Origin of the sequence: Streptomyces sp. NPDC007346, assembly GCF_040703535.1 — a bacterium.
In the GTDB taxonomy this organism is placed as follows: Bacteria; Actinomycetota; Actinomycetes; order Streptomycetales; family Streptomycetaceae; genus Streptomyces.
Genome location: NZ_JBEYKR010000286.1, coordinates 1 through 2,007 on the forward strand (window position 1 = coordinate 1; position 2,007 = coordinate 2,007).

The window sequence follows — 2,007 nt, forward strand, 5'->3', positions numbered from 1 at the left end:
AGATTCCCAGCGACCCGGCCACCGGCATCAGCCTGGAGGCCCTGCAACTGGCGGCCAACCAGTGGTCGATCAAGGCGCTGGTGCTGACTGCGCGGGGCGCCCCCGGCCGTCTCGGTTAGCCTGAGTGACATATGAACCGTCTGACGACCTCACAGGGCGCTTTCGAGCTTGCCCGCTTCCCCGAGCACCCGAGCGACCCCTTCCGGGCATGGGACGCCGCCGACGAATACCTGCTCCGGCAGCTGACGGATCCCGAGACAGGCCCCGTCGACCTCTCGGGCGCGGTCGCCGTCGTGGGGGACCGGTGGGGCGCCCTGGCCACCGCGCTGGCCGCCCACCGGCCCGTCCAGATCAGCGACTCCTACCTGGCCCGGCGCGCCACCCTGGCCAACCTGGAGCGCAACGGCCTGGACCCGGACGCCGTGACGCCGCTGTCCTCGCGCGACACCCCGCCGGACCGGATCGACGTGTTGCTGGTCCGGGTGCCCAAGTCCCTGGCGTTCCTGGAGGACCAGCTCCACCGGATCGCCCCCGCCCTCCACGCGGGGACGGTGGTGATCGGCACCGGCATGGTGAAGGAGATCCACACCTCCACCCTCAAGCTCTTCGAGCGGATCGTCGGCCCGACCCGCACCTCCCTCGCGGTGCGCAAGGCGCGGCTCATCTTCTGCACCCCGGACCCCGCGCTGCCGCGTACGCCGAGCCCGTGGCCCTATCGCTACGAGCTGCCCGGCGACGTGGGCCCCGTCGCCGGCCGCACCGCCGTCAACCACGCCGGGATCTTCTGCGCCGAGCGCCTGGACATCGGCACCCGCTTCTTCCTGAAGCACCTGCCCACCCGCGGCGGAGCCGTCGAGGTCGCCGACCTGGGCTGCGGCAACGGCGTCCTCGGCCTCTCCGCGGCGATCGCCAACCCCGACGCGCACGTCACCTTCGTCGACGAGTCCTACGGGGCCGTCGCGTCCGCCGAAGAGACGTTCCGCCTGGGCGCCCCGGAGGGCGCGAAGGCGGACTTCCTGGTCGGTGACGGACTGGCCGGTCTGACCCCGGGCAGCATGGACCTGGTGCTCAACAACCCGCCGTTCCACTCCCACATGGCGACCACCGACGCCACCGCCCGCACGATGTTCGTCAGCGCGCGCACCGCGCTGCGGCAGGGCGGCGAACTCTGGGTCGTCGGCAACCGGCACCTCTCGTACCACACCCATCTGCGCCGGATCTTCGGCAACTGCACCACGGTCGCGGGCGACCCGAAGTTCGTCGTCCTGCGCGCCGTCAAGCGCTGACGGCGCATCGCGGCCCCCGGCCCTTCCGGACCACTCGCAACGCGTTCCGCCGTGTGCGCCGCCGCACACGCACGACGCGGACGCGAGGCTCCGGAGGGGCCGTGCACCTCGCACGCACGCCTGGGCGGCGGCGGTCGCGCACCGGACCGCGTCCCCCGCCCCCGCCTGCCGAGCTGCGTTCGCCCGGCCTGCGAGGCCCCGTGGGAGGATGGTCCTGTGACGCTGGAGGACCTCGTCCGGCTGCGCCGGGCCCGTGACCGGATGGACCGCGACTACGCGGAGCCGCTGGACGTTCCGGCGCTGGCGAGCGGCGCGCTCATGTCGCCGGGCCACTTCTCCCGCAGCTTCCGTGCCGCGTACGGCGAGAGTCCGTACAGCTACCTCATGACCCGCCGCATCGAGCGGGCCAAGGCGCTGCTGCGCCGCGGCGACCTGTCGGTGACCGAGGTCTGCTTCGCCGTCGGCTGTACGTCGCTGGGGTCGTTCAGCTCCCGCTTCACCGAGCTGGTCGGCGAGAGCCCCAGCGCCTACCGGGCGCGTCCGCACGAGGAGGGCGCCGCCATTCCGGCCTGCGTCGCCAAGATCCACACGCGACCGGTCAGGAATGGAGAAGCGAAAACACCGCCGCACGTCCGCCGGACGCTGGCCCGTCAGATACGCCAAGTCCATGGCGTCCTTGAGTTCACTCTCTGCTTTCGCATATACCGCGCTCCAGATTGCG

At 72.1% G+C, this 2,007-nt stretch carries 1 protein-coding gene and 1 pseudogene; both read left to right on the top strand.

Annotation, left to right across the window (positions count from 1 at the left end; genetic code table 11):
- Positions 1–131 precede the first annotated feature (131 nt).
- On the top strand, positions 132–1,286 hold the full coding sequence (locus AB0917_RS34055) for a methyltransferase (RefSeq protein ID WP_366823569.1): 1,155 nt from the start codon (positions 132–134) through the stop codon (positions 1,284–1,286).
- Between the two features lie 216 nt (positions 1,287–1,502).
- A pseudogene (locus AB0917_RS34060) lies at positions 1,503–1,901 on the top strand (helix-turn-helix transcriptional regulator); the annotation flags it as partial.
- Positions 1,902–2,007: the final 106 nt, after the last annotated feature.